The organism is Blastochloris sulfoviridis (assembly GCF_008630065.1).
Taxonomy (GTDB): Bacteria; Pseudomonadota; Alphaproteobacteria; order Rhizobiales; family Xanthobacteraceae; genus Blastochloris; species Blastochloris sulfoviridis.
In genome coordinates this window covers 1-21,379 of record NZ_VWPL01000042.1, presented here as the reverse complement: position 1 = coordinate 21,379, position 21,379 = coordinate 1, and the positions used below count along the sequence as shown (strand labels likewise).

The 21,379-nt window shown below is 67.8% G+C and carries 21 protein-coding genes and 1 pseudogene; 8 read left to right on the top strand and 14 right to left on the bottom strand.

Annotated elements, in window-relative coordinates; all coding sequences use genetic code 11:
- Window positions 1-41 precede the first annotated feature (41 nt).
- The gene (locus F1193_RS15510; RefSeq protein WP_150098707.1) at window positions 42-1,406 is read right to left on the bottom strand and encodes an RsmB/NOP family class I SAM-dependent RNA methyltransferase; all 1,365 of its coding nucleotides are present in this window, start codon (window positions 1,404-1,406) and stop codon (window positions 42-44) included.
- Window positions 1,407-1,651: 245 nt separating this feature from the next.
- Complete coding sequence (locus tag F1193_RS15505) at window positions 1,652-2,308, bottom strand: L,D-transpeptidase (protein ID WP_246164475.1); 657 nt, start codon at window positions 2,306-2,308, stop codon at window positions 1,652-1,654.
- Between the two features lie 476 nt (window positions 2,309-2,784).
- Between F1193_RS15505 and F1193_RS15500 the strand changes: the two genes are divergently transcribed.
- The 3 genes from F1193_RS15500 to F1193_RS17585 all read left to right on the top strand — a co-directional run bounded on the left by F1193_RS15500 (window position 2,785) and on the right by F1193_RS17585 (window position 4,046).
- Window positions 2,785-3,288: a methyltransferase family protein gene (locus F1193_RS15500; RefSeq protein WP_150098706.1), complete on the top strand. Its 504-nt coding sequence runs from the start codon at window positions 2,785-2,787 to the stop codon at window positions 3,286-3,288.
- A 349-nt stretch (window positions 3,289-3,637) separates the two neighbouring features.
- Window positions 3,638-3,928, top strand: a complete 291-nt coding sequence (locus F1193_RS15495) for a ribbon-helix-helix domain-containing protein (RefSeq protein WP_150098705.1) — start codon at window positions 3,638-3,640, stop codon at window positions 3,926-3,928.
- Complete coding sequence (locus F1193_RS17585; RefSeq protein ID WP_246164473.1) at window positions 3,918-4,046, top strand: type II toxin-antitoxin system RelE/ParE family toxin; 129 nt, start codon at window positions 3,918-3,920, stop codon at window positions 4,044-4,046. The genes F1193_RS15495 and F1193_RS17585 overlap by 11 nt, the downstream gene beginning before the upstream one ends.
- A gap of 4 nt (window positions 4,047-4,050) precedes the next feature.
- Here F1193_RS17585 and F1193_RS15490 read toward each other — a convergent pair whose 3' ends face one another.
- Both F1193_RS15490 and F1193_RS15485 read right to left on the bottom strand, forming a co-directional pair.
- Window positions 4,051-4,707, bottom strand: coding sequence for an HNH endonuclease (locus F1193_RS15490; protein WP_150098704.1), 657 nt, complete (start codon window positions 4,705-4,707; stop codon window positions 4,051-4,053).
- 208 nt (window positions 4,708-4,915) lie between these two features.
- Complete coding sequence (locus tag F1193_RS15485; RefSeq protein ID WP_150098703.1) at window positions 4,916-5,140, bottom strand: hypothetical protein; 225 nt, start codon at window positions 5,138-5,140, stop codon at window positions 4,916-4,918.
- Window positions 5,141-5,367: 227 nt separating this feature from the next.
- On the opposite strand from F1193_RS15485, the gene F1193_RS15480 reads away from it, so the two are divergent.
- Window positions 5,368-6,990: an ABC-F family ATP-binding cassette domain-containing protein gene (locus tag F1193_RS15480; protein WP_150098702.1), complete on the top strand. Its 1,623-nt coding sequence runs from the start codon at window positions 5,368-5,370 to the stop codon at window positions 6,988-6,990.
- A gap of 54 nt (window positions 6,991-7,044) precedes the next feature.
- On the opposite strand, the gene F1193_RS15475 is transcribed toward F1193_RS15480, so the two are convergent.
- From F1193_RS15475 to F1193_RS15460, 4 genes are all read right to left on the bottom strand, one after another.
- The gene (locus F1193_RS15475) at window positions 7,045-8,025 is read right to left on the bottom strand and encodes a ParA family protein (RefSeq protein ID WP_150098701.1); all 981 of its coding nucleotides are present in this window, start codon (window positions 8,023-8,025) and stop codon (window positions 7,045-7,047) included.
- Window positions 8,022-9,209: an ATP-binding protein gene (locus F1193_RS15470; protein WP_150098700.1), complete on the bottom strand. Its 1,188-nt coding sequence runs from the start codon at window positions 9,207-9,209 to the stop codon at window positions 8,022-8,024. Before F1193_RS15470 ends, F1193_RS15475 begins: the two co-directional genes overlap by 4 nt.
- 50 nt (window positions 9,210-9,259) lie before the next feature.
- Window positions 9,260-10,756, bottom strand: a complete 1,497-nt coding sequence (guaB, locus tag F1193_RS15465) for an IMP dehydrogenase (protein WP_150098699.1) — start codon at window positions 10,754-10,756, stop codon at window positions 9,260-9,262.
- Window positions 10,757-10,876: 120 nt separating this feature from the next.
- Window positions 10,877-11,125, bottom strand: coding sequence for a hypothetical protein (locus F1193_RS15460; protein ID WP_150098698.1), 249 nt, complete (start codon window positions 11,123-11,125; stop codon window positions 10,877-10,879).
- Window positions 11,126-11,467: 342 nt separating this feature from the next.
- Between F1193_RS15460 and F1193_RS15455 the strand changes: the two genes are divergently transcribed.
- A complete protein-coding gene (locus F1193_RS15455) occupies window positions 11,468-12,799 on the top strand; it encodes a hypothetical protein (RefSeq protein ID WP_170263712.1) in 1,332 nt (443 codons plus the stop codon).
- 65 nt (window positions 12,800-12,864) lie between these two features.
- Here F1193_RS15455 and F1193_RS15450 read toward each other — a convergent pair whose 3' ends face one another.
- The 4 genes from F1193_RS15450 to F1193_RS15435 form a co-directional block, all read right to left on the bottom strand.
- On the bottom strand, window positions 12,865-13,686 hold the full coding sequence (locus F1193_RS15450; RefSeq protein WP_150098696.1) for an RES family NAD+ phosphorylase: 822 nt from the start codon (window positions 13,684-13,686) through the stop codon (window positions 12,865-12,867).
- Window positions 13,646-14,104 (bottom strand): MbcA/ParS/Xre antitoxin family protein, encoded by a 459-nt coding sequence (locus F1193_RS15445; protein ID WP_150098695.1) that lies wholly within the window; start codon window positions 14,102-14,104, stop codon window positions 13,646-13,648. Before F1193_RS15445 ends, F1193_RS15450 begins: the two co-directional genes overlap by 41 nt.
- A 66-nt stretch (window positions 14,105-14,170) precedes the next feature.
- On the bottom strand, window positions 14,171-14,929 hold the full coding sequence (locus tag F1193_RS15440; RefSeq protein WP_150098694.1) for an RlmE family RNA methyltransferase: 759 nt from the start codon (window positions 14,927-14,929) through the stop codon (window positions 14,171-14,173).
- 61 nt (window positions 14,930-14,990) lie between these two features.
- Window positions 14,991-16,091 carry a Ppx/GppA phosphatase family protein gene (locus F1193_RS15435; protein ID WP_150098693.1) on the bottom strand — a complete coding sequence of 367 codons (1,101 nt, stop codon included), beginning with the start codon at window positions 16,089-16,091 and terminating at the stop codon, window positions 14,991-14,993.
- A 305-nt stretch (window positions 16,092-16,396) separates the two neighbouring features.
- On the opposite strand from F1193_RS15435, the gene F1193_RS15430 reads away from it, so the two are divergent.
- On the top strand, window positions 16,397-17,278 hold the full coding sequence (locus F1193_RS15430) for a NapC/NirT family cytochrome c (RefSeq protein ID WP_150098692.1): 882 nt from the start codon (window positions 16,397-16,399) through the stop codon (window positions 17,276-17,278).
- A 307-nt stretch (window positions 17,279-17,585) separates the two neighbouring features.
- Here F1193_RS15430 and F1193_RS15425 read toward each other — a convergent pair whose 3' ends face one another.
- Together F1193_RS15425 and F1193_RS17580 are read right to left on the bottom strand one after the other, a co-directional pair.
- Complete coding sequence (locus F1193_RS15425) at window positions 17,586-18,896, bottom strand: O-acetylhomoserine aminocarboxypropyltransferase/cysteine synthase family protein (RefSeq protein WP_150098691.1); 1,311 nt, start codon at window positions 18,894-18,896, stop codon at window positions 17,586-17,588.
- A gap of 117 nt (window positions 18,897-19,013) precedes the next feature.
- The gene (locus tag F1193_RS17580) at window positions 19,014-19,328 is read right to left on the bottom strand and encodes a hypothetical protein (protein WP_246164472.1); all 315 of its coding nucleotides are present in this window, start codon (window positions 19,326-19,328) and stop codon (window positions 19,014-19,016) included.
- An 806-nt stretch (window positions 19,329-20,134) separates the two neighbouring features.
- Between F1193_RS17580 and F1193_RS15415 the strand changes: the two genes are divergently transcribed.
- The gene (locus F1193_RS15415; RefSeq protein ID WP_210247387.1) at window positions 20,135-21,061 is read left to right on the top strand and encodes a cation diffusion facilitator family transporter; all 927 of its coding nucleotides are present in this window, start codon (window positions 20,135-20,137) and stop codon (window positions 21,059-21,061) included.
- Between the two features lie 157 nt (window positions 21,062-21,218).
- Window positions 21,219-21,379, top strand: a pseudogene (locus F1193_RS17575) (IS256 family transposase); the annotation flags it as partial.

Here is a 21,379-nt window from a genome sequence, read left to right as displayed (position 1 = left end):
ATCCGGACCGCATTGCGGCAAGGCTCAATCCGGCCGGATCTTCAATCAGAACGGGTCAAGATGGAAAGAAAGAATCCGTCCGTGCCGGTGCGCAGCGGTGTCATGGTGAGGCCGACATCGCTGCAGCGCACCGCCTCGGCAAACGTTGCCGCGCCGTTCGCCGTCGCTGCCGCGCCGTTCGCCGTCTCTGCTGCGCCGTTCGCCGTCGTTGCCGCGCTTTTGGCCAGCGCTGCCGCAAGTTCGCCCGGCGCGACCGCGCGCCAGCCCGGCGTCGCGGCGATGAAGCGGCGGATCTGGTCCTCGTTCTCCTCCGGCAGCACCGAGCAGGTGATGTAGGCGATGCGGCCGCCCGGCTTGACGAAGCGGACGGCCTGATCGAGCAGCTCGGCCTGCTCCTTGACGCGCTGCTCGATGGCGCCGGGGCGCAGCCGCCATTTGGCGTCGGGGTTGCGCCGCCACGTGCCGGTGCCGGTGCAGGGGGCGTCGACGACCACCAGATCCATGTGGCCGGCAAGCTCGGCCAGCACGTCCTGCGTTCCCCTGGGCGCGCGGACCTGGACGTTGCGGGTCGAGGCCCGCTCCAGCCGCGCGAAGATCGGCGCGAGCCGGCGGCTGTCGGCGTCGAACGCGAACACCTGGCCGCGATTGCCCATGCGCGCGGCCAGCGCCAGCGTCTTGCCGCCGCCGCCGGCGCAGAGGTCGAGCACCTGTTCGCCGGCCTTGGCGCCGGTGAGCAGCGCCGCGAGCTGCGAGCCCTCGTCCTGGATCTCGATCTGCCCCTTCAGAAACGCCGGCTCGGCCTGCACCGCCGGGCTCTTGCCCTCGGCCGGCACCACGATGCGCAATCCGTCCGGCGACCAGGGGGTCTCGGCGGCATCGAGGTGGGCGAGGGCGGCCTTGGCCGCGGCGCGGCCGGTCCGCAGCCGGTTGACGCGCAGGTCGAGCGGCGCCCGCGCCGCCAGCGCCAGCATTTCGGCGATGCGGTCGTCGCCGAACGCCGCCTCCAGCCGGGCGTCGAGCCATTCGGGATAGTCGCCGGCCACCCAGGCCGGCGCGCCGTCGAGCGTCGCGGTGGCGAGGCGCGCCCGCTCGGCCTCGGTCAGCGGGGCGGGGCCGTGGGGCGTGCCGTCGAACAGCCGGGCGATGGCCTCGGCATCAAGCCCGCGGGCGAGGCGGAGGGTGCCCAGCATCACCGCGCGCGGTGTCGCCGCGTCGAGCAGCCACGCCGCCGAGGCCTGCCGGCGCAGGCCGTCATAGACCAGGCCGGCGATGGCGGCGCGATCGCCCGAGCCGGCGAAGCGGTGATGGGCGCCCCAGTCCTTCAGCGCCTCGGCCGCCGGGCGGCGGCGGGCGTCGAGGTCGGCGAGGATGTCGATGGCGGCTTGCAGGCGGGCTGAAGGGATCATGCCCTTCTGTCGTGGTGCAGGCGCGAAAGATCAAGGCAAAGATCGAGGGGAGCGCCATTGGGGGATCCGGTCGTCGTCCCGGGCGAGCGTCAGCGAGACCCGGGACCGTCCGCCGCAAGGAGGCGCAATTTCCGGATGACGATCCCGGCTCTCGCTGACGCTCGGCCGGGATGACGGGGCCCAGGCTGTCGTCCCGGGCGGCGCGAAGCGAAGACCCGGGACCGTTCGCCGGAAAAGGGCTCCGATCAGCGCATCACCACCACCTTGGCGCCGAGCCGCACGCGGTTGTAGAGGTCGATCACGTCAGCGTTGAGCATGCGGAAGCAGCCCGAAGAGACGGCCTGCCCGATGGTCTCCGGCTCGTTGGAGCCGTGGATGCGATAGAGCGTCGAGCCGAGATAGATGGCGCGGGCGCCGAGCGGGTTGTCTTCGCCGCCGGCCATGTAGCGCGGCAGGTCGGGCCGGCGCTTGAGCATCTGTGCCGGCGGCCGCCAGTCGGGCCATTGCTCCTTGCGGCTGACGCTGTGGGTGCCGCCCCACTGGAAGCCGTCGCGGCCGACGCCGATGGAATACACCAAGGCCCGTCCGCCCGGCTGCACCAGATAGAGCCGGCGCTGGGTGGTCGAGATCACGATGGTGCCCGGCGCCTCGCGGCCATTGTAGGCGACCAGCGCGCGGCTGGTGCTGCGCACCGACTGCCGCTCCGACGGGTAATAGTCCTGCTGCGGCTGGCGGTAATAGGTCGAGGGCCCGCGTTCGAACGGCATCAGGAACGCCACTTCGCGATAGTGGGCCGGGTCGAGCGACATGGGTTCGCCGACGCTCGCCGGCCCGGCGGTGGCGGTGCCGGCGGCTCCGATCAGGGTGGCGGCGAAGGCACAAGCAAGAACGAAACGGCGCATGACGATCTCCCTGGGTTCTTGGTGCCCGTCATGGGTCGATGCACGCGGCCGGACGGTTCGAACCTCTGGGACAGCAACGCGGAGGAGCTTGAGCGGATGCGTGCGGGTGCGACTTTTTTCGATCACAGACGCGTGATCGGGGCCGGCCGACACCAAATCGTCCATATTCCGGCGGGTGCGACGTAACAACGCGCGTCGTCTTGGGCGCTCCAAGGGGCGTCGTCCCGGGCGAACGTGGGCGAGACTTGGGACCGTCCGTCTTCGTGGTTCGTCGTCCCGGGCAAGCGGCGCAGCCGCGCGACCCGGGATCGTCATCCGGAAAGGGCCCCCTTCCTGAACACGATCCCGGCTCGGCGCCGGATGCGCGCATCCCGCGCCGTCCGGGACGACAACCTCTCCCCCGCCCGGGACGACGCGGCGCTGCCCGCCGTGTTAAGGAGGACGCAGCACGCAGGGAAGCTTGAGGAGACAGGACCATGGCCGAGCAGCCGACGGCGCCGAACACCGCTGGCGTCATCGCCCCGCCGCCGGTGATCGCGGCTGTGGCGTTCGCGCTGGCGTTCGTGCTCGATACGCTGTGGCCGAGCGCGGTGCTGCCCGCGGTCGGTTTCTTCGTCCGGCAGGTCCTGGCGGCGCCGCTGATGGCCGCCGCCGCGGCGCTGGCGCTCTCGGGCGAGATCCGCTTCAAGGCGGCGGGCACCACGCCGCTGCCCTGGCGGCCGACCACGGCGCTGGTCACCACCGGCCTCTATGGCCGCCTGCGCAACCCGATGTATGTCGGCCTGATCCTGCTGCTGGTGGGGCTGGCGCTGGCCTTGGCGTCGGACTGGCTGATCGTGATGGCGGTGCCGGCGGCGCTGGTGCTGCATTACGGCGTGGTGCTGCGCGAGGAGCGCTATCTCGAAGCGAAGTTCGGCGACGACTACCGCCGCTACACGGCCGAGGTGCCGCGCTATGGCTGGCCGCCGGTGAAGGGCTGAGCGCGCCCGACGCGGCTCGGCCGTCGTCCCGGGCGAGCGTGAGCGAGACCCGGGACCGTCCTTTCGTGGGTCGTCGTCCCGGGCAAGCGGCGGCAGCCGCGCGACCCGGGACCGTCATCCGGAAAAGGGTCCCCTTTCTGAAAACGGTCCCGGCTCGGCGCCGGATGCTGCGCATCCTGCGCCGTCCGGGACGACGTGAAACGGAAAGCGGTCCCGGCCGGGCCGGCGGAAGGCGCTGCGCTATTTCGTCCGACGCGGGCGACGGCTGCTGGTGCTCGGTAGCAAGAAGTGGCAATATTTCTCACTGGCCGATATTTCCCACTGGGCAAGGGCCAACGACGAGACCGTCATGGCGAAGATCGAGAAGATCAGCGTCGCGCTCACCGGCGAACAGGTGTCGGCAATCCGCGCCGCGGTCGATGGCGGCGAGTATGCCACCACCAGCGAGGTGGTCCGGGAGGCAATCCGCGACTGGCAGGCCAAGCGGCAGCTGCGCCAGGACGACATCAGCCGCCTGCGCAAGCTGTGGGATGACGGCCTCGCCAGCGGCGATGCCGGCCCCGTCGACATGACCGAGCTGCGCCGCGAAGCCCGGGCGCGTCTCGAAGCTGCGCGAAAAACCGCTCCCGATGTCGCCTGACGTTTCCTTGCCGGTTTCCTGGACGCAGGCGTCGCGGGAAGACCTGTTGCGGATTTATGTCCTCATCGGCCTCGAGCAGCCCGCCGCTGCGGAACGCTATTTCGACCGCATTAACTGAAAATTTACAGAACTCGCCTCCTTCTCCTATATGAAGAGGTAAGAGCATTACGAAGCTCTTCCAATGTTAAGGCAGGCCGTTTATGGTGAATCATACGATGGCAGTTTGCGCATAAAACAGTTACGTCGTCGACATTATTATTAAAATCAATACCATCGCTCTCGCAGAGTGGAGAGATGTGGTGAACCTCGATATAATCGACACCCAAGTCACCATAAGCATCGCCAAAATTGAACCCGCATACCACGCATGTGGTTCCATGTTTGTTGATCGCTCGCCGTACGAGCTCGCGATTTCTCTTAAATAACATAACCTCCCTTAATATGCGTTCACCTTCAATAAAATTAGCAGAGAGCAACTCATCTAATTTGTCATCATAATTATGCATTTCTTGAATATTATTAATTTTATCATCTGAAATTACTTCAAATCCGAGATTTGATAATCCACGGATCGCGACGTCCGTCTTAAAGTTTCTGGTGTGAATAGAAGGATTATGAGCTGCCGCCCATATCGCTTTCAGTGGATATAATTTTCCTTCGTGCCTTAAGTAATGCGCTTTAGGATTGCGCCCGCTAGCATATCTATTTATAAAACTTTCTACATCGCCGGCGCATTCATTAATAGCTCTTATCACAGAATTGCGATTTGGCTCCCGCATAATTATGCTCCATATCCTTTGGGGCGCTTAAGTCATTTGATAAAATAATTATCACAATGGTTTCATTATAAAATTCTTTCCTGGTTGACGCGTTTATATTGTATTCTTAACAACTTAATGCTAGGTTAATATAGTAATGGCAGCATCTTAATATAATTTTATTTGGTAGCGCATGCGGTGGAATGCGTTGCTCAACATCGCGCCTGCTTTATTCCTCAAAGGCGCGAAAAGCAGCCTCCACCTCGGCATCGGTCGCAAACTCGCCCCGTTTGGCTTGAGCAAGGCTTTTCAGCACATCCGGCAGGTGCTCGGGGTCGATCTCTTCCGGCTCCGCCGATTGCGCAAGGGACATCATCAGGCGCGCAATCTCGTCCTGCATCTCGGGCGGCAGCGTGCGGGCGATCTCGACGGCCTGTTCGAGCAGCTTGGTCATGCCATCAAGAATAGGGAACAAGACGGCCCGCGTGAAGGACGTCCCACCCGGCTTGCGCCCTGCCCCTTTCGCTGGCGCCCGGCATGGCTTAAGCCGACGCCACCATCCACGCGCGGCGCCAGTGACGCCGCGCCCCTTCCCGTCCGCGAAAGGACCTTCGCGCCCGCCGATACGCCGGCGGTGCCTGCCGAAGTTCTTGCCCGGCATCGAAGAAGCCCCGAAGGTTCATGATCCGTCTCGAAAACATCTCCAAGCAGAACGGCCACCAGATCCTGTTCATCGAGGCCTCGGCCGTCCTGCTCAAGGGCGAGAAGATCGGCCTCGTCGGTCCCAATGGCGCCGGCAAGACCACGCTGTTCCGCATGATCACCGGCGAGGAAGCCCCCGACGAGGGCAACGTGTCGGTCGATCGCGGCCTCACCATCGGCTACTTCAACCAGGACGTCGGCGAGATGGCCGGCCACAGCGCGGTGGCCGAGGTGATGAACGGCGCGGGGCCGGTCAGCGAGGTGGCGGCGGAGCTCAAGGAGCTTGAGCACGCCATGGCCGACCCCGACCAGGCCGACGACATGGACGACATCATCGCCCGTTACGGCGAGGTGCAGCACCGCTTCGAGGAGCTCGACGGCTACGCGCTGGAGGGCCGCGCCCGCGAGGTGCTGTCGGGCCTCGGCTTCTCCGACGAGATGATGGACGGCGACGTCGGCAAGCTGTCGGGCGGCTGGAAGATGCGCGTGGCGCTGGGGCGCATCCTCTTGATGCGACCCGACGTGATGCTGCTCGACGAGCCCTCCAACCACCTCGACATCGAGAGCCTGATCTGGCTGGAGGAGTTCCTGGGCGGCTTCGAGGGCGCGCTGATGATGACCTCGCACGACCGCGCCTTCATGAACCGCATCGTCTCAAAGATCGTCGAGATCGATGGCGGATCGCTCACCACCTACTCCGGAAACTACGAGTTCTACGAGGAGCAGCGGGCGCTGGCCGAGAAGCAGCAGCAGGCGCAGTTCGAGCGCCAGCAGGCGATGCTGGCCAAGGAGATCAAGTTCATCGAGCGCTTCAAGGCGCGCGCCTCGCACGCCGCCCAGGTGCAGAGCCGGGTGAAGAAGCTGGAGAAGATCGAGCGCGTCGAGCCGCCGCGCCGCCGCCAGAGCGTGATGTTCGATTTCCCCCCCGCGCCGCGCTCGGGCGAGGACGTGGTGGCGCTCAAGGGCGTCCACAAGGGCTATGGCAATAAGCGCATCTATGACGGCCTCGACTTCATGGTGCGCCGCCGCGAGCGCTGGTGCGTGATGGGGGTCAACGGCGCCGGAAAATCGACGCTGCTGAAGCTGGTGGCCGGCACCACCGAGCCGGACGAGGGCACGGTGACGCTCGGCGGCAGCGTGAAGATGGGCTATTTCGCCCAGCACGCGATGGATCTGCTGAGTGGCGAGCGCACGGTGTTCGAGACGCTGGAGGACACCTTCCCGCACGCCGGCCAGGGCTCGCTGCGCACGCTCGCCGGCTGCTTCGGCTTCTCGGGCGACGACGTCGAGAAGCGCTGCCGGGTGCTGTCGGGCGGCGAGAAGGCGCGCCTGGTGATGGCGCTGATGCTCTACGATCCGCCGAACTTCCTGGTGCTCGACGAGCCGACCAACCATCTCGACATGGCGACCAAGCAGATGCTGATCTCAGCACTCGCCGACTACGAGGGCACCATGCTGTTCGTCTCGCACGACCGCCACTTCCTGGCGGCGCTGTCGAACCGCGTGCTGGAGCTGACGCCCGACGGCGTGCACCAATATGGCGGCGGCTACACCGAATACGTCGCCCGCACCGGCCAGGAGGCGCCCGGCCTGCGGCATTGAGGCGAACGAACTGCTTTCGCCGCCCTTGGTGCCGGGGAGGTTGCGGCGCAGGGCCTATCGGATCGTGCGATCGAGAATCGTCTCGGTCAGTTTCTCGAAGTCGCGGTAGCACTCCTGGACCGCGGCCTGATGGCCGCCGATGGCGCCATCCGCCGGCCGGAGCAGAAACATGGGCTTCCGCGCCTCCTGCGCCATCGGCATCAGCGAGCGGTAATCCTTCAGCAGCGCCAATTTGCGGTCGTCATTATCGATGGTGGTGCCAGGGGGGAGCGGCTGGTCTTCGACGGCCTCGCGGTAGACCTTTGGGATGGCGTCAAGCCACCGCTTTGAGGACACGGGCGGATGTCCTGCAAAAACAGACTGGCGTGAAACAATATATCCTATCGGATCCATTGCTCCATTGGGAAGTTCGAGGATTCGATCTAATGGCCTTCTATTGCGGAGATCTTGCCAGCCCATTCGCCAAGTCCGGATCTTCTTCCCGACATCACGTAAACTCGAAATGGAAAAAAAATCTGCCAGGAGTGGAATTACAATAAAATCTGAGGCAACCAAAGCACTTCTGTTTATTGATCCGAAGCTTGGTCCAGTGTCAATAACAACAATTTCCGACCCCAACTTGGCAGCAGCGGCCTTGATGAGGGCGTCAAAGCAGGCCGTGACAAGCAGTGACCGCGCATCTCCATCAAGACCCCGCGCCCACTGAGTAGATAATTCATCTTCAATGTCTGTCAGAGCAAGGTCTCCCGCAAGCAAGTGGAGATTTCGGTCAATCTCAATCACGCTGGGGTCAAGTTCTGGCCGCCTGCCCTCGAAAATCGGCTTCAGCGCGCCATAGACGGTGCTCTCTTTAGATTTATCCCATATCTCCGTCAGCATTGTTTCGTCTAAACAAATAATCGATAGATTTGCTTGTGGATCTAGGTCAACCATAAGCGTATTTATGCCTTGCCTGCTCAGCATCCACGCGACATGATAGACAAGAGATGTCTTTCCAACTCCACCCTTGTTGTTGAAAAACGCAATTGTTTTCAACTTTTCCCCCTGACCGTCGCCAGAACGTAATTCGGGATCACCTCGAATTCCGCCGGAGGATTGCCGTTTCTCGCCAGGGACTGCCGGACGATTTCCAGGCCGATGCCGAATCGCTCGACGAACCCCAGTGACTTCAAGGCTTCGGCCAAGGTCGGGTTGCGGTAGTCGGTGATACCGGGCCGGCCGAACGTCTCGATCGTCACCTGACCGTAGGGTCCGCCGGGGCTCTGAATCTCGATGCGATCGTCGTACCAGGTCACGCGCACCGGCGCGTGCGTGCCCTCATAGGTTCGGTGCAGCACCGCGTTCCGAAACAACTGCCGCAAGGCCTCGATCGGATAGTCGGCAATGTCCGCCCGCAATTCGCCGCCAACCTGCGCGGAGCGGCGCACCCAAAGGTCTGCCAATTCGTCCAGCCGCCGCAGTTGATCGGGGACCGTTCCGGTCAATTCGTGCCGGTCCACGATCGGGTTCGTCAGCACTGACCCCGCGATCCGCAGCACTTGAACGTATGCGCCGGGAAAAAACTGCTGCGGACGCTTGCCGAGGATCAGGATCGCCGTGGTGGTCGGGCGCCCGCTGGCGTCGATCAGGCGCAGCGCCGAGAGTTGATCGGCCACTGTCCGTTGGTTCTGTGCCAGAACATCCGGCGGCACGGCTGCAACGAGATACTCAAGCTGGAACCGCACGAGGTCGATGTCGTCGAGCGCCGCCTCCGGAATGCCCTGGGCATCGAACGGCAGGTCACGCCAGCGCCGCTTCTCGGTCAGCCGTCGCTCCTCCTCGGGCGAGGCGAGGCTGCGGCGCGGGCCGACCCTGACCCAGACACGCCCATCCAGTCGAACCGGGGTGTTGCGGGACGGCTCGACGATGATCGCCGCAACCGTGCAGCCGTCGAGAGTCATGCGCTGGACGGTCAGGGTGGGGAAGGGCTGGAAATTGCCATCGCTTCGCCAGCCGGCCAGCGTCGTCAGGACGCGATCATCGACCGCATAATCCGCACAGCGGCCGTCATCGTGCTGTCCCACGAACACGACACCGGGCCGCTCATGGCCGGCAAGATCGTTGGCGAACGCGCAGATCGCTTGGCGGATTCCATCGGCATTGGCCACCGATGCCTTGCGCTCCACCCTGTCGCTTTCCGGCGAGCGAAAGAGCGCAAGCAGTTCGTCTTCGCTGAGCATCGTTCCCGACAATCCGTCCTGCCGATCCGCCGCGGGAAGCTATCACGATTTCACACCTGCGTCGGGTAGTTCGGGCTTTCGCGGGTGATCGAGACGTTGTGGACGTGGCTTTCGCGCAGGCCGGCGCCGGTGATGCGCACGAACTCCGCCTTGTCCTGGAACTCGGGGATGGTCTTGGCGCCGACATAGCCCATGGCGGCGCGCAGGCCGCCGGCGAGCTGGTGCAGCACATTGGCCACCGGGCCCTTGTAGGCGACCTGGCCCTCGATGCCTTCCGGCACCAGCTTCAGCGTGTCGCCGACATCCTGCTGGAAGTAGCGGTCGGCCGAGCCGCGCGACATCGCCGCCACCGAGCCCATGCCGCGATAGCTCTTGTAGGAGCGGCCCTGATAGAGGAACACCTCGCCCGGCGTCTCGTCGGTGCCGGCGAGCAGCGAGCCGATCATCGCGCATTCGGCGCCGGCGGCGAGCGCCTTGGCGAGGTCGCCGGAATACTTGATGCCGCCGTCGGCGATCACCGGCACGCCCTGCGCCGAGGCCGCCGACACCGCGTCCATGATGGCGGTGAGCTGCGGCACGCCGACGCCGGCGACGATGCGGGTGGTGCAGATCGAGCCCGGGCCGATGCCGACCTTGATGCCGTCCGCCCCGGCATCGATCAGCGCCTTGGCGCCCTCGGCGGTGGCGACGTTGCCGGCCACCACCTGCACCTTGTTGGACAGCCGCTTGATGCGGTCCACCGCCTCCAGCACCCGCACCGAATGGCCATGGGCGGTGTCGACCACCACGAGGTCGACGCCGGCCGCGATCAGCCGCTCCGAGCGCGAGAAGCCGGCCTCGCCGACGGTGGAGGCGGCGCCGACCCGCAGCCGGCCCTGCTCGTCCTTGCAGGCGTTGGGGTTGGCGACCTGCTTCTCGATGTCCTTCACCGTGATCAGGCCGATGCAGCGGTAGTCCTCGTCGACCACCAGCAGCTTCTCGATGCGGTGGGCGTGCAGCAGGCGCTTGGCCTCGGCCTGGCTCACGCCCTCGCGCACCGTGATTAGCTTCTCCTTGGTCATCAGCTCGGAGACCGGCTGCTCGGGATTGGTGGCGAAGCGCACGTCGCGGTTGGTGAGGATGCCGACCAGCCGGCCGGGCTGGCCGTTGGCGCCGCCCTGCACCACCGGAATGCCGGAAATGCCGTGGCGCTTCATGAGCTGCAGCGCCTCGGCCAGCGGCGCGTCGGGGTGGATGGTGATGGGGTTGACCACCATGCCGCTCTCGAAGCGCTTGACCTGGCGCACCTGCTCGGCCTGCACCTCGGGGTCGAGATTGCGGTGGATGCAGCCGATGCCGCCGGCCTGGGCCATGGCGATGGCCATCTTGGACTCGGTCACGGTGTCCATGGCCGAGGCGATCAGCGGCAGATTGAGGGTGATCGAGCGGGTGATTCGCGAGCGGATGTCAGCCTCGCCCGGCATCACCTCGGAGCGGCCGGGCTTGAGCAGGACATCGTCGAAGGTGAGAGCCTCGGCGATCGATGCCGTGGATGAAAGGCGCGCCATGCCAACCCCCTGAAAAATAAGTTATGGCGCGCCGTCTTGCCGCTGCGCACCCTGGAATTTGAGTTGGCGTCGGCTGGTAGCACGCCCCGGCGTCGATTCAAAGACGCAAGCGAACCGTCTTTAGCGCCGCCAGTCCGGCGGCGGGCCGTGGCGCTCGATGGCGTCGACGAGCTCGCGGTGGCGCCGGTCCTCGCGCGTCATGTAGATCGACACGGCGGCGTGGATCGAGGGCACCAGCCACAGGCCGGGAAACAGCAGGCCGAGCACCGCGCACGCCACCAGCAGCACCACATTGCCGAGCGCGGCGAAGGGCTGGCCGTTGAACAGAAGCCCGAGCGGCGGCAGCAGGACGGCGAGAACGTAGATCATGGTCGCCCCCTCCACGGGACGGCTGAGCGCGCAGCGCGGCCTGGTGGGAAATCCACCCCACACGGCCGGATTTCCACATTGCGGCCGCCGAAACTTCCTGCTTCGGACACGGAATTCCGGCGAGGTCGCGCGTGGGCGGTCCGGCTCGGGTCGCCCACGCCGACAAACAGATGGGAAGTTGGCCGCCCCCGGTCAACGTCCCAAGGTCAACGTCCCCCGGTGAAGCGCCGCGACGCCCCGCCGGCTGCGACCGTGAGTCGTCCACAAGACAGTCACGCCGCGGGCTGGAGGTATCCGTTTCGAGGCTTTAACGTTTCGGCAGTGATTTGCCGAGCGTGGGGAATGTCCGGGGGCGTCATGATCGGGTCGTCGAACCGAGGCTTCGAGGGAATGCCCGAGCCGCCTGCGGCGGGCACCGGGCCGAAGGCGGAGGAGGGCACGTCCCTCAAGCGCTCCTTCGGCCGTCGCTCCGCCCGTGGCAAGGCGGTGTTCCTGGCCTCGCCGTCGTCGATCCGCCAACCGGTCGGGGGCGTCTTCGAGGATATGGTGGCTCCGGTGCACGAGCCGACGATCTCACCGCTCAAGGCTGCGCTGGTCGTGGTCGCCGCCTGCTGGGTGGGCGGCCTCGCCGGCTATCTCGGCTGGCGGCTGTCGCAGATGGAGCAGGCGGCGCACCCGCCGCACGGGCCGGCGGTGAGTGCCCCGGCCGCACGCCAGCCGGCGCCCCAGCCGGTACTTGCGCCTCAGCCGGTACTTGCGCCTCAGCCGGTACTTGCGCCCCAGCCGGCACGTCAGCCGGCATTTGCGCCGGTACTTGCCCCCGTCGCGATGCCGCCGGCCGCCGAGGCGACAGCTCCCGCCGCGAGCGCACCCGCTGCGCCAGCGCCAGTTTCGGAAGCCCCGGCGGCGAAGGCGCCAGCGCCAGCGCCAGCGCCCGCAACGCCCGAGGCCGAAGAGCCGGCCGCACGTGAGCCGGCCGAGCCCAAGGTTGTTGAGCCGAAATCGGCAGAGCCCGAGATTTTCGAGCCGAAGGCGGCAGAACCCAAGATTTTCGAGCCTGAAGCCGTCGCGCCTGAAGCCGTCGCGCCGGCCGTTGCGACCCCCACGGTCGCCGCGCCCACGGCATCCGAGCCGACCGTGATCGTGCCGCAGGCCACGGTGCCTCAGGCGGCCGAGCCCAAGGCTGATATCGAGCCCAAGGCCAGCGTTGAGCCCAAGGCCAGCGTTGAACCCAAGGCCACAATCGAACCCCAGGCCGCCGAGCCTCAGGCGGTCACTCCCGAGACGGCCAAACCTGTGACGGCCAAACCTGTGACGGCCGAGCCTGTGACGGCCGAACCGCAGGCAGCCGAGCCGCAAGCGCCCGCGGCCAACGAAGCGGCAGCGGCCAAGGAAGCGCCCGCGCCCGCGGCTAAGGAAGCGCCCGCGCCCGCGGCCAAGGAAACGCCCGCGGCAGCGGCCAGCGAGGCCCCCGCGCTGATCCCGGTGGTGCCGGCGCCGCCGCCCGGCGCGCCGATGCTGGAACAGGCCAAGCCGGCGCCTGCGAAGGTGCGGCGGCGGCCGGCGACCCGGCGCGCCACGCCGCCGCCGGCCCAGGCCGAGCCCGGTCAGCCGCAGATCCCGCAAGGCATCCTGCCCGGCATCCGGCCGAAGACCGAAACCTTCTGGCGCTGAGGCGGGCCACCGCCGCCGGTGTTTCATACGGTTTCCGGCTGATCCGCCTTCGAGCCGGCGTCCGATCAAGGGGCCGGCGGCGCGTCCGGTTTTCTGGCTCGGCGCGCGCTCCCCGATGCGCCGCGGTCCCAGTTGAGGCCCGCGATCCGGGGGTCGGCGGCGAAGGCGTCGGGCGGGAACTCGATGGCCTGGCGCGGAAACGCGCAGAGCGCCTGGACGCCGGACGCGCTCAGCCGCATGCGCCAGGTCTGGCGGTCGACCGGCATCGGCTGGGCAAAGGCCCGGCAGACGAGGATCGCGAGGTTCGTTGCCGGTTCGGGATCGCGCACCGACCGGTAGCGGATCATTTCGGCATCGACGGCGCGCGCGGCGTCGGCAAACACCTGACAGCCCTGGTAGGACACACGATCGGTCCAGATCGCCTCATCTGCGCAGAGCGGTGCGGCGGTGAGGTCGAGAAGCCGGGCGGTCGCGACCTCCGCCGAGAAGGCCGTGTAGTCCGCGGCATCGTTCGGCCAGGGCGTCTCGGGCGACTCGGCAAAGAACAGAAGCCGGTAGAACGCCATCTCGGCCACCGCCGTCGCCGGCCTCTCGGCGGCGTAATAGACGCCCAAGGTCCGCCCGGCCCGCCGGAAGCGCGAGCCCTTCGGGTATTCCGCGTCATAGCGGAACGGCGTCGCGAGCAGGACGTCGAGGTGCCGGCACTCGGGCGGGATCGCCGGCTTGGTCGCCTCGATCAGCTCTTCGAGGAGGGCCTGCTCGGCGAGCGTGTCCGTGAGCTTCAGCGTCGAGACCCGGTGCTGCGCCTCGACCAGGCGCCAGCAGGGTCCGGCGAACGGCCGGAACTCAGACGACAGCGCGTCGCGCGTCCAGATAGGCGATGACATCGACCAGCCCGCTCACGGTCTGAAGCTTTTCGATCGGACGGGCGGCGAGCACGGTGTTCGGGTTGGCGAGCCACGCCGCCGCCACGTCGTCATCGCCGCCGACGATCGCATCGAGCGAGCGGAACAGGCGAACGAGCAGGACGGCGAGTTCGAACGGCTTGGTGCCCGGTTCAAGCCTGAACTCGCCGCGCTTCATCCGCGACACGGTCGCCTCGCTGACGCCGATGACGGTCGCGAGAATGCGCGCGGTGAGGCGCAGACGATCCGCCGCCCGAACGACGGCCTTGGTGACGACAGGGCCGGCCCCGGATTGCGCGGACTCAACGTGCGCGGACTCAATGTACGAAGGCTCAATGTGCGAGGACTCAATGTGCGCGGCGCCAACGTGCGCGGCCGCAGCGTGCCGAGGGCTGGACATTCGCAGCTCCTTCCTGTGGAAATAATATACACGAAAAATTCCACAGGAAAAGGACGGCTCCCCGCCTCACCCCTCACCCGCCTCGCAATCTGACGATTGCTCGCCACCCTCTCCCGCAAGGGGAGAGGGAAGAGGCCGGCGGAAGCCGGTGGCCAGCACGTAGAGCTCGGCGGAATCGGCGCGGCTCGCCGGCGGCTTGACGTGGACCACCTTGGCGAAGTCGCGCTTGAGGTCGGCCAGCAGCGTCTTCTCGGTGCCGCCCTGCAGCACCTTGGCCAGGAACGCCCCGCCCGGCGCCAGCACCTCGCGGGCGAACTCGGCGGCCAGCTCCACCAGCGCGACGATGCGCAGATGGTCGGTGGCCTTGTGGCCGGTGGCGTTGGCCGCCATGTCCGACAGCACGATGTCGGCCGGCCCGCCGAGCGTGGCCTTCAGCCGCTCGGGCGCGCTGGGCTCGAGAAAGTCCATCATCTCGAAATCGACGCCGGCGACCGGCGCCATGTCCAACAGGTCGATCGCCACCACCCGGCCCTGGCCCGCGGCCGCGCCCACGCGCTGCGCCGCCACCTGGCTCCAGCCGCCGGGCGCGGCGCCGAGATCGACCACCCGCTGGCCGCGCTTGAGAAACCGGTACTTGTCGTCGATCTCGACCAGCTTGAAGGCGGCGCGCGAGCGGTAGCCCTCGCGCTTGGCGCGGGTGACGTAGGGGTCGTTGAGCTGGCGGTTCAGCCACTGCTGCTGCGAGGTGGTGCGGCCGCGCGCCGTCTTCAGCCGCACGGCGAGCGGGCGGTCGCCATCGCTGCGCTTGCCACCCGTCCCGCTCATATCGACCTCTCGCCGTTGGACCTCTTGCCGGTCGGACGCTCGCCGTTGGACCTTTTGCCGATCATGCCGGCCTCCGTCGCCGCCACACGGCGTCGGCGCGCATCAGCTCGACCAGGATGCCTTCGCGCAGGCCGCGGTCGGCCACCCGCAGCCGCTCGGCCGGGAAGGCGCGGCGGATGGCTTCGAGAATGGCGCAGCCGGCCAGCACCAGGTCGGCGCGGTCGGTGCCGATGCAGGCATTGGCGGCGCGCTCGGACCAGCTCATCGCCAGCAGCATCTCGGTGACGCGGGCGATGTCGGTTTCGGCGAGCCACACGCCGTCGACCATGCGGCGGTCGTAGCGCGCGAGGCCGAGATGCACGCCGGCGATGGTGGTCACCGTGCCGGAGGTGCCGAGCAGGTGGCGGGCCGGCGTGCGCCGCACCTCCTCGGCGCCGGGGAAGCTGCGCAGCAGGAGGGCGACCTCGGCCACCATGGTCTCGAACACCGCGCGGTCGACCTGATGGCCGCCATGACGCTCGGCCAGCGTCACCACCCCCACCGGCAGCGACGCCCAGGCGCGGATGTCGGCGCGCGGCGGCCCGGCCTCGACGGCGCCGGGCGGGCCGAGCCAGACGATCTCCGAGGAGCCGCCGCCGATGTCGAACAGCAGCACGCCGTCCACCCGCGTATCGACCAGCGTGGTGCAGCCGCCGGCGGCGAGGCGCGCCTCGGTCTCCCGGTTGATGATCTCCAGCGCCAGGCCGGTCTTGTCGTGGACGCGGTCGATGAAATCGCCGGCATTGCCGGCCGCCCGGCAGGCCTCGGTGGTGATCAGCCGCATGCGGTGGACGCCATAGGCCTTGAGGCGGTCGCGGCACACCGCCAGCGCGTCGATCGCCCGCACCATCGCCGCCTCGCTGAGCCGGCCCGAGGCCGTGAGCCCCTCGCCGAGCCGCACGATGCGCGAGAACGCGCCCACCACGCGGAAGCCGTCATAGGTCGGCCGGGCGATCAGCAGCCGGCAATTGTTGGTGCCGAGATCGAGCGCGGCATAGGCCGGCCGCACCTGGGCGATGCCGCCCGGCCGGCGGAACCAGTGCCGTCCGTCCGGCCGTCCCTCGGGACATTCGCCACCGCGTCCCCCTGGCGCCTGTACCGCCGGGACCGTCTCCTCCGACATGCCGACCCTTTCCGGTGCCCGGATCGCCACGGAGGCGCTCGACGGGACGGCCGATCCATACGCTTCGCGGGCACTGTAGCAACGCCACGCCGCCCCCCGCAACGGATGTCTCCCGGCGCCGGTCGGCGAGCGTGCCGAATGTTGCCGGTGCATCAAGGCGCAGGGCGGTTACAATCCGGCAGCGTCAACCGCAGCTTTACGGATTACCCCGCAGGGCCGGACGGCCCATTTGAGGAGAGGCAGTGGCGCCCCCGCCGGACACCTGCCCGCAGTCAAAATCTGCCCGCATTCAACGGAGGTATGCGATGTTGGATGGTATTCGCACGAAGCTTCGCGACCCGCGCTTTCTCGGCGGGGCAGGGCTGGTGTTGGGCGGCGCGGTGCTGGGCGCGACGCTGCTGATCGGCTTCGACGTGGCGGTGGAAGCCTCCAACCGGCAGGAGTTCTGCGTCTCCTGCCACGAGATGAAGCAGGCGGTGTGGCCCGAGTACCAGACCACCGTGCACTTCGCCAACGCCTCCGGCGTGCAGGCGACCTGCGCCGACTGCCACGTGCCGCGCGCCTGGCCGGCCAAGTTCGTGCACAAGATCGGCTCGATCAACGAGATCTATCACTGGGCGCTCGGCACCATCGACACGCCGGAGAAGTTCGAGTCCCACCGCGCGGCGCTCGCCGCCAAGGTGTGGGCGGAGATGAAGGCCAACGACTCCGCCGAGTGCCGCCACTGCCACAATGTCGCGGCGATGGACCGCGCCCGCCAGCACACCGCGGCGCGCGACGTCCACCCGGCGGCACTGGCGGCGGGCATGACCTGCATCGACTGCCACAAGGGCATCGCCCACAAGCTGCCGGCGGCGCCCAAGCCCACCCCGGTCAGCACGGGGCCGGTCGGCACGGCCCCGGTGGCCACCGCGCCGGGTACGGCGGCGCCGGCCGCCACGGCGCCTGCCCAGAAGCAGGCCCAGTTGCCGGCGCCGACGCCCGGCACGACCCAGGCGCCGATGAAGGCCACCCATCCGCCGGTGACCGATCCGGCCTCGTGCATCGCCTGCCACAAGGGCGTCACCGACCAGCCGGTGCGGCCCGGCCAGTCGCCGGACCCGACCAAGAAGCACCCCATCGCCATCCGCGAGGGCGTGAACTGCATGCTGTGCCACACCACGCCCGGCAAGCTGCCCGGGCAGTGAGGAGCCGCGCCTCCGCCCGCGTCATCCCGGCCACGCGGCGTCAGCCGCGCGAGCCGGGAAGGGCCTCGTCATCCCGGCCAAGGGCCGAAGGCCCGCGAGCCGGGAAGGGTCTTGTCATCCCGGCCAAGGGCCGAAGGCCCGCGAGCCGGGATCGTCATCCGGAAAAGAGCCTCTTTCCTGAACGCGGTCCCGGGTCTTCGCTTCGCTCCGCCCGGGACGACGACCGGGCCGCGCCACCGCCGCCCCGGCGCAATACGCTTTCGCTATTGCGCCCTACGGAACGCCCGGGACGACGACCGGCCCCCGTTCACGCCGCCTTGGCCACCGTGCCGGCGGCGGCAAGGCCGCGCTCGATATCGGCGAGGATGTCGTCGATGTGCTCGAGGCCGATCGACAGCCGCACATAGCCGTCCGACACGCCGGTGGCCGCCTGATCCTCGGGCGACAGCTGCGAGTGGGTGGTGGTCGCCGGATGGATGGCGAGGCTGCGCGCGTCGCCGATATTGGCGACGTGGTAGAAGAGCTGAAGCGCATCGATGAAGCGCCGCCCGGCCTCGCGCCCGCCCGCCAGCTCGAAGCCGACCAGGCCGCCATAGCCGCCCTTGAGATATTTGTCGGCGCGCTGGCGCTCGACGCCGCTCTGCTGGCTGGGGTGGATCACCTTGACCACCTCCGGCCGCTTGGCGAGCCAGCCCGCGACCGCGGTGGCGTTCTGCGAATGGCGCTCGACGCGCAGCGTCAGCGTCTCGATGCCCTGCAGCGTCAGGAAGGCGTTGAACGGCGACAGCGCCGCGCCGAGGTCGCGCAACAGCGTGGTGCGGGCCTTGATGATGTAGGCGATCGGCCCGAGCGGCTTCACCGCTTCCGTCCACACCGCGCCGTGGTAGCTCGGGTCGGGCGTGTTCAGCGCCGGCTGGCGCTCGGGGAACTTCGCCCAGTCGAAATTGCCGCCATCGACGATCAGCCCGCCGATCGAGGTGCCGTGGCCGCCGAGATATTTGGTCGAGGAATAGACCACCACCGCCGCGCCGTGGTCGAGCGGCCGTGCCAGGATGGGTGCTGCCGTGTTGTCGACGATCAGCGGGATGCCGTATTCGCGGCCGATCGAAGCCACCTCGGCGATCGGGAAGACGCGCAGCTTCGGGTTCGGCAGCGTCTCGGCGTAGTAGGCGCGGGTCCTGGCGTCGGTGGCGTGGCGGAAGTTCTCGGGGTCGGCGGGATCGACGAAGCGCACCTCGATGCCCTGGTCCTTCAGCGTGTTGGCGAACAGGTTCCAGGTGCCGCCATAGAGGTCGGTGGAGGACACCACATTGTCGCCGGCCTTCGCCAGGTTCTGGATGGCAAAGGCCGAGGCCGCCTGGCCCGACGCGACGGCGAGCGCGGCAACCCCGCCCTCCAGCGCGGCGACGCGCTTCTCCAGCACGTCGTTGGTGGGGTTCATGATGCGGGTATAGATGTTGCCGAGCTCGGCCAGCGCGAACAGATTGGCGGCATGCTCGGTGTCGCGGAACTGGTAGGAGGTGGTCTGATAGATCGGCACCGCCACCGAGCCGGTGGCGGGATCGGCGCGCCAGCCGGCGTGCAGCGACAGGGTCTCGGGATGCGTGCTTTGGGTCATGACGGTCTCGTAAAGTGCAAGGTCTCGTGGGTCGGTCGTTGAACTTGACGGGATGCCGACGGCCCCAGCCAACGCCCCCGCGCGTCAGCGCCTGGGAGCGTCTGGGGCCGTTCGGGATCACGCCGCGCGCGACAGGCGGCGGCCGCGCAGCAGCGCCTGGGCGGCGCGCTGGGCGGCGCGCGGCGTGCGGAAGCGCTGCTGTTCGAGCGCGTTGACGGCGTGGGTCGAGGCATAGAAGCGGAAGTCGTCGTCGCCCTCGCCATCGCGCACGACGATGCCGACGGTCGCGTCGTCGACCTCGACGACGAACGCGTGCGGCAGCGCGGCAGGACGGGCGGCGTCCTCGCGGCGGGCGGCGCGCTCGCCGGTCGTGGGATTCGGGGTCGCGGGATTGGGGGGCGCGTGAAGGGGCGGGGTTGCGCGATGGGTCATGAGTCGTCTCCTGCCGCCTCGAAGGGCGGTCCGTGTCCGGTCGAAACTGCGGGGATCGGGCGTCGGGGCGTCTAAAGCGCGAAGCCGCGACACGGCGTCATGGCCGCGACGTGCGGTACCGCGACGCGCAGGGCCGGCACGCGACAGCTCCCGCCGCGCATGACGCGGCGTTGCAGCGCAGAGGACGAGGAGACCGAGAAGAGCGCGGACGATGAACGTAGGAAGCGCGATGAGACTTGGAAGCGCATTGAGGATAGGAAGCGCATTGTGGCCGTTCCCATGTGTCGAAGGAGCCCACGAACCGCCTCGTGGCGCTTTAGCTCTTTTTGACGCGGCGCAAGCTGCTCCATCAAATCCCGCGGCAGAGTGGCCAATCACGCGGCGTCCGGCCGGCGCGGCCGGCGAACCGCATCCCGGTCGCCGAAAAATCTCTTCCTGATCGAGGATTTTCCGGCGAGTCCGCCTCCAGGATCCCGAAGGGATCATCCAGAAAACGTATCATCGCCAATCTGCATGGAAAAAGTGCGGCCTCGGACGCGCAAAAGCAAGGCGATTGCCTTTGTCATTTTGTCGCGGCTAAGGGAAGGATGTCGTTCCTGCCGCCGGCGGGGGAGATGAATTTTCTCCGGCCTCGCGGGACGGCGCACGCGCGGCGGCGCAGCGCCGACGACGGCGGCCGGCAAGAGGGCACGCCAGCCGGCAAGAGGCAAGGCCGCAAGGCCACAAGACCACGCGGCGCCCGGACGGATGCTGCCGCCGGGCCAGGAAGGGTGAGGACGATGGCGGAGCGCGGTGCATTCCTCGGCATGACGGACGAGCGCGGCGTGCTCCGAACCTCGATCGCCGCCACGCTCGTCATCTCGCTGCTCGGCATCGTCTTCGGCCTCGCCTCGGGCTCGTCCTCCATCGTCTTCGACGGCGTCTATTCGCTGTTCGACGCGTCGATGAGCGGCCTGTCGCTCATCGTCGCGAGCCTCATCACCCGCCACGCCACCTCGAACCGCCTGCCCGCCATCCTGCGTGATCGCTTCACCATGGGCTTCTGGCATCTGGAGCCGATGGTGCTGGCGTTCGACGGCATGCTGCTGAGCGGCATCGCCATCTACGCCTTCATCAACGCCATCGGCAGCCTGCTGGAGGGCGGCCGCCACCTCGAATTCGATCTGGCGATCGTCTATGCCGCCGTCACCGTCGTCGCCTGCGTGGCGATGGCCGTCATCCAGGTCCAGGCCAACCGCCGCATCCGCTCCGACTTCGTGGCGCTCGACATCAAGGGCTGGGTCATGTCGGCGGGCATCACCGCCGCGCTGCTCGTCGCCTTCTGCCTCGGCTACGCCGTCGAGGGCACGTCGTGGCAGGGCATCTCGCCCTATATCGACCCGGCGGTGCTGGCGGTGGTCTCCCTGGTCATCGCGCCCCTGCCGATCTCGACCGTGCGGCAGGCGCTCTCCGACATGTTCCTGGTCACGCCGGCCGACCTCAAGCAGCATGTCGACGCGGTGGCGCAGGCGGCCGTCCGCCAGCACGGCTTTTCCGCCTATTACGCCTATGTCGCCAAGGTCGGCCGCTCGCGGGTGATCGAGCTCTATTTCATCGTGCCGCCGGACATGCCGGCCCGCACCATCGCCGCGTGGGACGGTCTGCGCGACGAGATCGGCACGGCGATCGGCGGCGAGGGGCCGGACCGCTGGCTGACCATCGTGTTCACCGGCGACCGGGAATGGGCGGAGTGAGCGCGCGCTCGCGCTCGTGCGGGCGAGCGCCGGCCCGGCGCGGGTCCAACAAGGGCGTGAGCTATAAGGGAATCTGGGTGATGACGGGGTGAGAGAGGCGGCGTAACGGGGTGGGTGTCCAAGCCTGCCCAATCCCTCCAGAGGAGAGCGATACGCTATGAGCGAGACGACCACTGTCGTCCGGCTGCGTCAGCCCGGCGAGATCGACGATCCCCTGACCGAGGTGCTGCGCGCCGGTGCCCGGCAGCTTTTGGCCCAGGCGATCGAGGCCGAGGTCGCGGCCTTCCTGGCCGGGGTGAAGGACGAGAAGCTGCCCGA

Coding starts and splice junctions, on each gene's coding strand:
- F1193_RS15510 (WP_150098707.1), bottom strand. CDS start 1,406: ATGATCCCTTCAGCCCGCCTGCAAGCCGCCATCGACATCCTCGCCGAC.
- F1193_RS15505 (WP_246164475.1), bottom strand. CDS start 2,308: ATGCGCCGTTTCGTTCTTGCTTGTGCCTTCGCCGCCACCCTGATCGGA.
- F1193_RS15500 (WP_150098706.1), top strand. CDS start 2,785: ATGGCCGAGCAGCCGACGGCGCCGAACACCGCTGGCGTCATCGCCCCG.
- F1193_RS15495 (WP_150098705.1), top strand. CDS start 3,638: ATGGCGAAGATCGAGAAGATCAGCGTCGCGCTCACCGGCGAACAGGTG.
- F1193_RS17585 (WP_246164473.1), top strand. CDS start 3,918: ATGTCGCCTGACGTTTCCTTGCCGGTTTCCTGGACGCAGGCGTCGCGG.
- F1193_RS15490 (WP_150098704.1), bottom strand. CDS start 4,707: ATGCGGGAGCCAAATCGCAATTCTGTGATAAGAGCTATTAATGAATGC.
- F1193_RS15485 (WP_150098703.1), bottom strand. CDS start 5,140: ATGACCAAGCTGCTCGAACAGGCCGTCGAGATCGCCCGCACGCTGCCG.
- F1193_RS15480 (WP_150098702.1), top strand. CDS start 5,368: ATGATCCGTCTCGAAAACATCTCCAAGCAGAACGGCCACCAGATCCTG.
- F1193_RS15470 (WP_150098700.1), bottom strand. CDS start 9,209: ATGCTCAGCGAAGACGAACTGCTTGCGCTCTTTCGCTCGCCGGAAAGC.
- guaB (WP_150098699.1), bottom strand. CDS start 10,756: ATGGCGCGCCTTTCATCCACGGCATCGATCGCCGAGGCTCTCACCTTC.
- F1193_RS15460 (WP_150098698.1), bottom strand. CDS start 11,125: ATGATCTACGTTCTCGCCGTCCTGCTGCCGCCGCTCGGGCTTCTGTTC.
- F1193_RS15455 (WP_170263712.1), top strand. CDS start 11,468: ATGTCCGGGGGCGTCATGATCGGGTCGTCGAACCGAGGCTTCGAGGGA.
- F1193_RS15450 (WP_150098696.1), bottom strand. CDS start 13,686: ATGTCATCGCCTATCTGGACGCGCGACGCGCTGTCGTCTGAGTTCCGG.
- F1193_RS15445 (WP_150098695.1), bottom strand. CDS start 14,104: ATGTCCAGCCCTCGGCACGCTGCGGCCGCGCACGTTGGCGCCGCGCAC.
- F1193_RS15440 (WP_150098694.1), bottom strand. CDS start 14,929: ATGAGCGGGACGGGTGGCAAGCGCAGCGATGGCGACCGCCCGCTCGCC.
- F1193_RS15435 (WP_150098693.1), bottom strand. CDS start 16,091: ATGTCGGAGGAGACGGTCCCGGCGGTACAGGCGCCAGGGGGACGCGGT.
- F1193_RS15430 (WP_150098692.1), top strand. CDS start 16,397: ATGTTGGATGGTATTCGCACGAAGCTTCGCGACCCGCGCTTTCTCGGC.
- F1193_RS15425 (WP_150098691.1), bottom strand. CDS start 18,896: ATGACCCAAAGCACGCATCCCGAGACCCTGTCGCTGCACGCCGGCTGG.
- F1193_RS17580 (WP_246164472.1), bottom strand. CDS start 19,328: ATGACCCATCGCGCAACCCCGCCCCTTCACGCGCCCCCCAATCCCGCG.
- F1193_RS15415 (WP_210247387.1), top strand. CDS start 20,135: ATGACGGACGAGCGCGGCGTGCTCCGAACCTCGATCGCCGCCACGCTC.